Here is a 7,219-nt window from a genome sequence, read left to right as displayed (position 1 = left end):
CGGGCAGCATCAAGTATGATCCCGAAGGTGCGGTCGTGCCCGCCATCAAAATCGAAGAACTGCATATCGTGCTAGCGCTGGCTGGCATTGGCGAAACTCAGCCCACGCTGCTTGCCGCGAGCACGCATGCGGGCGAAGAAATTGAACTCGGGCGCGTCTTCCTTCGGCTGCGCGAACAGGTGCGCGATCTCGCACTGCTCATCGTGCCGAGGCATGTGGAGCGGCGTACGGAGATCAGCGCTGACTTGCAGAGCATCGGCATCTCCCCTGCCCTGCGCAGTGTGCCGGGATCACGCGTTGATGAGAATGCACCGGTCTTGGTGATTGATACGACGGGCGAACTCGCGGCCTGGCAGCATCTCGCCACGCTGGTGGTGGTGGGGAAGAGTTTCCTGGCGAAGGGCGGTCAGAATCCGGCGGAAGCAGCGCTGGCGCAGAAGCCGGTGTTGTTCGGACCGCACATGGAGAACTTCAGGCCGCTCGTTGATTTGCTGCTGAAGCATCGTGGCGCGCAGCAGGTGGCTGATTTTGCGGAGCTGGAGGCTGCGTGCTGCGCGCTCTTAAAGGATGGAGTGAAAGCGAAGCGCATGGCGCAGGCGGGGCATGGTGCGCTGGCGGTTCATGAGGGCGCGACGGTGCGGAGTGTGGAGAGATTGCTGGGAAAGTAGTCTCGAACTTTAGTTCTTTCTGGAGGCTCCGCACGGCCAGGCCATGCCTGCGAAGCCGCGACGCGAAACTCCAACGCCTCGACCCAAGAACGCCTTCCAGAACGAGCTGAAGCTCATGACTACTTTCTATTAACCCCAGAGCGACTGCGGGTATTCCCCGGCATCGACGAGTGCGCGGATGCTCGCGACGACCTCGGCTTTGTCTTCAGGATAGGTGACGCCGAACCATTTGCCGGTGGTTTCGAGGACGCGTACGTCGGCTTTCCCAGCGGCGATGAGGGCATCGACCTGGGCGGGAACGTAGCACTCGGATTTCTGCTCAGTGCCGCGCTCGGCGAGGAAGGCGGCGAAGGCGGCACGCAGATGCGCGAAGATGTCCGGGGTGAAGCCGAAGAAGTTCATCGACACGACTTCGTTGCCGGTGAGCGGTACGTAGGCACCCTCAACCTCGCGGTTTTCCGCACCGGTGTCGCATTTGAAAATCTTGGTCATTTCCAGGACGGTGCTCAGCATGCCCTGGGCATCGCAGGTGCAGACACCACGGGACACGCTGCCGTGCTCGGAGAGCGTGTTCTTGAGGTAGAAGCCCACCATGGACCAGTGGCTTTTGCCATCCTGCGGGCGTGGCTGTGTGAGGTCTGCGGCGATCTTTTGAAAGGCATCCTGGCCGTAGAAGTCGTCGGCATTGATCATGAGGAAGGGCTCATTCACCACCTTCTCGGCAGCGAGCAGCGCGTGCGCGGTGCCCCAAGGCTTGGTGCGGCCTTCCGGGACGGTGAAGCCAGCGGGGAGATCGTTGATGTCTTGAAAGGCGTAGTCTACCTCAATGCGGCCTGCATATTTGGAGCCGATCTGGGTGCGGAAGAGCTCTTCAAAGTCGCGACGGATGACGAACACCACCTTGCCGAAGCCGGCGCGGATCGCGTCGAAGACGGAGTAGTCCAGCACCACCTCGCCCGCAGGCCCCATGGCATCGAGTTGTTTGAGGCCGCCGTAACGGCTGCCCATGCCGGCAGCGAGGATGAGGAGAGTGGGTTTCACGAGAGGAAAGAAGGAGGTGGGTGGGAGTGAACACCTTTTCGTCGGGTGGCGGGAAGGTCAAGGCTGCGCCGTCAAGAAATGGTCAAGATGGCCAAAGCACGACTCTTGACCGCTTTGACCACCGAAGTCTTGACTGCTGCGAACAGAGAGCTTGTGCTCCTTCGCCGTTTCGGCTTACATCCATGCACATGCTTCAAGACATCACGAAACTCATTCAGCTTCAGGAACGTGACCAGCGCATTCGCGCGCTGCAGAAAGACCTCAAGGACATCCCCACGATGCAAACGCGGGCGAAAATGCAGCTCGCGGGAGACCAGGCCGCCGTGGATGCCGCGAATCTGGCGATGAAGGAGGTCGAGGTGAAGATCAAAAACATCCAGCTCGATGTTCAGACGCGCCAGACCTCCATCAAACGTCTGCATGACCAGCAGTTCGAGACGCGCAAGAACGACGAGTTCGCCGCCCTCGGTCACGAAATCAAACGCTACGAGGCCGATGTGACCAAGCTGGAAGATGGCGAACTGGAGCAGATGGAGTCGCTCGAAGCCGCCAAGGAGAAGCATAAGGAAGCGCAGGCCAAACTGGCTGGCACGCAGGTCCGTGTGAACGAGGAACTCAAAAATCTGGATGAACGTGGCGTGGGTGTGAAAAAGCGCCTGGAAGATCTCAACGCCGAACGCGCCAAACTGGCCGAGCCTATTGATCCCGATTCGCTGGATCTCTACACCCGCATCTTCACCAAGAAAGGTGACGCCGCCATCGTGCCCATGGAAAACGCCATGTGCGGCGGCTGCCACATGAAGGTGGTCGTAGGTGTCATCCAGTCGCTGAAGCAGTCCGAGGGCCTCACGCAGTGTGAAGCCTGTGGGCGTATTTTGTATCTGGTGGAGTAGCTCGGAAAGTGATCATCTTGATCGCTTCAAAGGACCGCCATGTCTGGAAGCCCCATGCTGCCAGCCTCCAACAGCTTTCCCTGAACATCCTTCATTTGAGTCAAATTAAGGCAACACCAGTTTCTCGCCTTCTGGCACCTGCTTGGTAAAGCGCTGCCCGTTATAAATGTATTGAACGGTTAGAACATTCTTGGCGGGGGTTCTGGTAAAGACACCCACTGCATTGCGCGTAACAACGATACTTCGCTGGCTCTGGCCCTGATCTTGAGCGGCCAAACTCAGGGCATCCGTCACAATGATCTCAAGCGGTTCCTTGAGAAGGGTTTCGGGAATGAGCTTCTTCAGGTTGTTCTTCACATTCCTGGGTTGATCCCCCTCGATGGTATATTTCGCGCTGATGAGCACGACCTTACCTGGCACAAACCCACTGCTAGTGGCAGTCGTTTGGGGTTTTTCTGTGACGGACACCGAGTCATTCTGCACCAAAACATTCTTTCCCCCGACACTCAAGACGACACCGCCATTTTCCTGCCGGACCACATCGTAAACCGCCCCTTTTTGAAGTGGCGTTGAACCGGAGGCCAGCCCGAAATCCTCAATTTCTCGACCTGACGTGGAGCGCATTAACTCCGCCTGCATGGGCTTGGCGGCATTCTGGGCCATGCCAGCAAGGGGGTAAAAACAGGCGGCCAATACCAATAAAAAGCAGGGAGAGATTTTCATGCTGCATCCTAGAATGATTTTCATTAAAAACGCACTGTAAAAAGTGGAATTATAAAAAAGACCTTCGTTTGAGCTGAGACCAGGTCACCTCATCTGACTCTGGTTTTTGTGTCTTCCGTGGCTGCTCCATTCCTCCTCACGCCAGCAGCTTGTGCAGCACTTTGCCGTGCACGTCCGTGAGTCGGAAGTCGCGGCCTTGGAATTTGAAGGTGAGTTTTTCGTGCTCCAGGCCGAGGAGGTGGAGGATGGTGGCGTGGATGTCGTGGACGTGGGCAGGATCTTCAGCGACGCCGAAGCCGAGTTCGTCGGTCTTGCCTAGCGTTTGACCGGCTTTCACACCGCCACCGGCAAACCACATGGTGAAGGCGTCGATGTGGTGATTGCGGCCGGTCTTGTCGCGGTTTTCGCCCATGGGGGTGCGGCCAAATTCGCCGCCCCAGATGACGAGGGTTTCTTCGAGGAGGCCACGTGATTTGAGATCGCGAATCAGCGCCGCGCAGCCTTGATCGACGTCTTTGACGACTTTGGGGAAGTCGTCTTCCAGCGTCTCGCCTTTGCCGCCGTGGTTGTCCCAACTGGTGTGGTAGAGCTGTACAAAGCGGGTGCCGCGCTCGACGAGACGGCGTGCGAGCAGGCAGTTGCGCGCGAAGGAAGGCTGCGAGGGATCGACGCCGTAAAGGTCGAGGGTGGCTTTGGATTCGCCCCGCAGATCGATCAGTTCAGGCGCGCTGCTCTGCATGCGCCAGGCCATCTCGTAGGCGTTGATTCGCGTTTGGATTTCATCATCCCCGGTTTCCACGAGGCGGGAGAGATTGAGTTCACGTGCGGTGTCGATGACGCGGCGCTGGCTGGCGGCGCTGTACTCCGCAGGGGTGGAGAGATTCAAAATCGGCTCGCCCGATCCACGCAGCGGCACGCCTTGGTAGGTGGTCGGCAGGAAGCCGCTGCTCCACAACACGGCACCGCCGCGTGGGCCACGCGGACCGCTTTGGAGGACGACGAAGCCGGGGAGATCGCTGGACTCACTGCCGATGCCGTAGGTGACCCAAGAGCCCATGGAGGGGCGTCCGAACTGGCCGCTGCCGGTGTTCATGAAGAGCTTGGCCGGGGCGTGATTGAAGAGCTCCGTTTTGCAGGTGGTGACGACGCTGATGTCATCGACGATGCCCTGCGTGTACGGCAGCATGTCGCTGACCCAGGTGCCGCTCTGACCGCGCTGCTGGAATTCTTTGCGCGTGCCGAGGAGCTTGAAGCCGTTGCTGGTGCCCATGAAGGCAAAGCGCTTGCCCTCGATGTAGCTCTGCGGAATGGGCTGGCCGTTGAGTTCGACGAGCTTCGGTTTGTAATCGAAGAGTTCGAGCTGCGATGGACCACCCGCCATGAAGAGGTAGATAACGTTTTTTGCGCGCGGTGTGACGTTCGCTTTTTTCATCACGCCGGGGCCAGCTGCCGCTTCGGCACTGGCGGCATTCAGTCCGCGCTCCGCCATCATGGATGCCAGCGCCACGGAGCCGATCCCCATGCCGCATTGGCTGAAGAAATGGCGGCGCGTCTGGTCGCGGAGCGTGGCTGTGGATGAAATCATCACGCAAAGTTACGACGGAGGTGATGGGGATGTTTCATAGGGGTCGTGTTTGCGATCAGCATCTCACACCCGGAACCTGAAGGTTAACCACGGAATACACAGAATACACGGAACCAGAGTTCCATTCTGGCTTCCGTGTATTCCCTGGTCGATACAATCTGGCCCGCTATACGATCACGCCCAACGCTGCCAAGGTTCTGGCTGTGGCATCCATTTTGTTTCTCCCACAGATTCAGGAAACCCGCAGATTTTACGGAATCAATCCAATCTGTGGGTTTCCTGAATCTGCGGTAATCCCTTCGATTCCCCGCCCTGTGTTTTGTCGGATTTGCAGTGCGCTAGAGCAGTTCTGTTCAGAGACGGACAACTGCCCACAGAATACACGGAACCAGAGTTCCATTCTGGCTTCCGTGTATTCCTTGGCTGATACAATCTAGCCCGCTATACCACCACGCCCAACGCTGCCAGGGTCTTGAGTACGATGGCGTCGCCGGGTTGGAGTTTGTCGCGTTCGGCGAAGAGAAGGCGGGTCACTTTTTCATAGCCGGGCAGCTTGCCGGTGCGGCGTTGGGCGAGGAGGCGGACGTAGCGGACGGCGCGGTCGATGAGCTTGTTGTTGCTCGGCTTCACGTAGGTCATGAGATTGTCGAGATAGCGGCCGAGGCGACCCATGACGAGGGTGGAATGAATGTTGATGAGCAGCTTGAGCAGCAGGTGGGCGTGGAATTCGTGAACGCCGGTGAGATCGATCTTATGTTTCAGGCCGTCGAACTCCCAGACCAGCTCCCCTGCCCCGCCGTCGATGTGAAACAGGAGCTGTTCGGCGTGATGGGTGCGGATTTCACGACCTGCGGAGAGTTGTGAAGAGAAATCATAGCAGGCCAGAACTTCGGCTCCTGCGACGTGGCGCACGTCCGGCCATTCGAGGGTGCGAGGCTCGCGGTGGAGAAGGGCGTTCCATGCAGCATGGGCACCGGGCTGCTCGGGCATGAGGAAATGACACCAGGAGGCCGGGGCGGCAGGATCGTCCTGTTTTTCAAACGGCGCGAGGCTGAAGGTGGGTGCGCGCTCGGTGGTGTCCGTGACGACGGTGACGCCAAAGCGTGCGCTCGTGTATGACACAAACGCACCCCGCTCATACGCCGCCGCTTCGTGCTCGATGAACGGCACGAGAAACTGTCCGTCGCAGTGCGCGACGTGGCGAAGCAGTTGCAACACTTCACCGGGGGCGTTTTCGGGATCGTGCTGATGCATGAACGCAAAGCCAATGGCCGCCATGAGGACGGTGCTGGCCTGCAACCGGGTGCTGCCTGAGACCGCCATGGCACCCACGGAGAGGTTCAGTTTGTGGATGGCGGGATTTTCGATCACCCGCTTGGAACGCGCGGCGGCTTTGACCAGTTGCTCATCCGGATTGCAGTAGAGAAACCACGGCGAATTGGTGGATAGCTCTGCCGCGCGCTCGGTCGCCCCGATGACAAAGGGCGTCTCGCCGCCTTCGGTGGTGGCGATGAGCAGATCGCCTGCGGCAAAGCCCAGCTCTTCGAGCTGTCGTGCGCCATATTCGGGATGATCCTCAAAAGTTTCGATGGCCTTGATCAAGGCGAGATCGCCACCGGCCATGAAAGCGACGATGCGCTCAGGATTAGTCACAGGCAGTACACCCATGCGACAGAACACCTCAATGCTCAGTGACAGCCGTCCGGTGGCACCACAGCCACAGAGAAAGACCCGGTGCCCGGCGGCCAAGGTGGCGGCGATGGCACGGGCAAGGTCCGCGAGAGGGGCGGATTTCGCCGCAAACTGCCGCAAAGCGAGAACATCCACCTGGTGCATAAGCCGGACCGCCTCCCCCACATCCGACCGCGCCATCTGCGACAGGGAGGTGGTAAACGGATGCTGCGATTCCGTATCAAGCGCCCCGAGCTGATAGTCAGTGGCGACTTTGAGGAATTCGTCGGCAGCATTCATGCACTAGTGATTCGACTGTCGCGGCGGAACGGATGTTCACTTGTGACACTTCGTTCACACGCCTGTAGAAACGGCCTGTCGCCCAATCAGAGACAAAAAGCAAAAGCTGACGCAGACATTTCTCAAGCGTCGGGCGGCAGGAAGCCGATTCGGACAGGATTCACAGGATCTCAGGATTAACAGAATTATGGAGAGTGATTAAAACACCGCTTCGAGGTCGAGTTCTCGATGCATGACTCCCAAATCCTGCATAATCCTGCATTCTTGTTAATCCTGTCTGATCAACGTCGCAGAGATAGGTGCTCGGAGAAGCCGGTCTGGACAGAATGACCGGACTG

General features: G+C 58.7%; 5 protein-coding genes and 1 pseudogene. 2 read left to right on the top strand and 4 right to left on the bottom strand.

What is annotated here, in order from left to right:
* Window positions 1-668, top strand: a pseudogene (locus PSV43_RS16885) (hypothetical protein); the annotation flags it as partial.
* 129 nt (window positions 669-797) lie between these two features.
* Here PSV43_RS16885 and PSV43_RS16880 read toward each other — a convergent pair.
* The gene (locus tag PSV43_RS16880; protein WP_300199923.1) at window positions 798-1,709 is read right to left on the bottom strand and encodes a sugar phosphate nucleotidyltransferase; all 912 of its coding nucleotides are present in this window, start codon (window positions 1,707-1,709) and stop codon (window positions 798-800) included.
* 188 nt (window positions 1,710-1,897) lie between these two features.
* Between PSV43_RS16880 and PSV43_RS16875 the strand changes: the two genes are divergently transcribed.
* A complete protein-coding gene (locus PSV43_RS16875; RefSeq protein ID WP_300199920.1) occupies window positions 1,898-2,602 on the top strand; it encodes a C4-type zinc ribbon domain-containing protein in 705 nt (234 codons plus the stop codon).
* Window positions 2,603-2,707: 105 nt separating this feature from the next.
* Here the strand turns inward: PSV43_RS16875 and PSV43_RS16870 are convergent, their stop codons facing one another.
* The 3 genes from PSV43_RS16870 to PSV43_RS16860 all read right to left on the bottom strand — a co-directional run bounded on the left by PSV43_RS16870 (window position 2,708) and on the right by PSV43_RS16860 (window position 6,881).
* Entirely contained in the window at window positions 2,708-3,325 is a 618-nt protein-coding gene (locus PSV43_RS16870; RefSeq protein ID WP_300199918.1) for a hypothetical protein, read from the bottom strand.
* A gap of 136 nt (window positions 3,326-3,461) precedes the next feature.
* A complete protein-coding gene (locus PSV43_RS16865) occupies window positions 3,462-4,910 on the bottom strand; it encodes a DUF1501 domain-containing protein (protein WP_300199915.1) in 1,449 nt (482 codons plus the stop codon).
* A 441-nt stretch (window positions 4,911-5,351) separates the two neighbouring features.
* Window positions 5,352-6,881: an SIS domain-containing protein gene (locus tag PSV43_RS16860; protein WP_300199912.1), complete on the bottom strand. Its 1,530-nt coding sequence runs from the start codon at window positions 6,879-6,881 to the stop codon at window positions 5,352-5,354.
* Window positions 6,882-7,219: the final 338 nt, after the last annotated feature.

It is taken from the genome of Prosthecobacter sp., assembly GCF_029946185.1.
In the GTDB taxonomy this organism is placed as follows: Bacteria; Verrucomicrobiota; Verrucomicrobiia; order Verrucomicrobiales; family Verrucomicrobiaceae; genus Prosthecobacter.
This window is presented reverse-complemented; position numbering and strand designations above follow the sequence as displayed.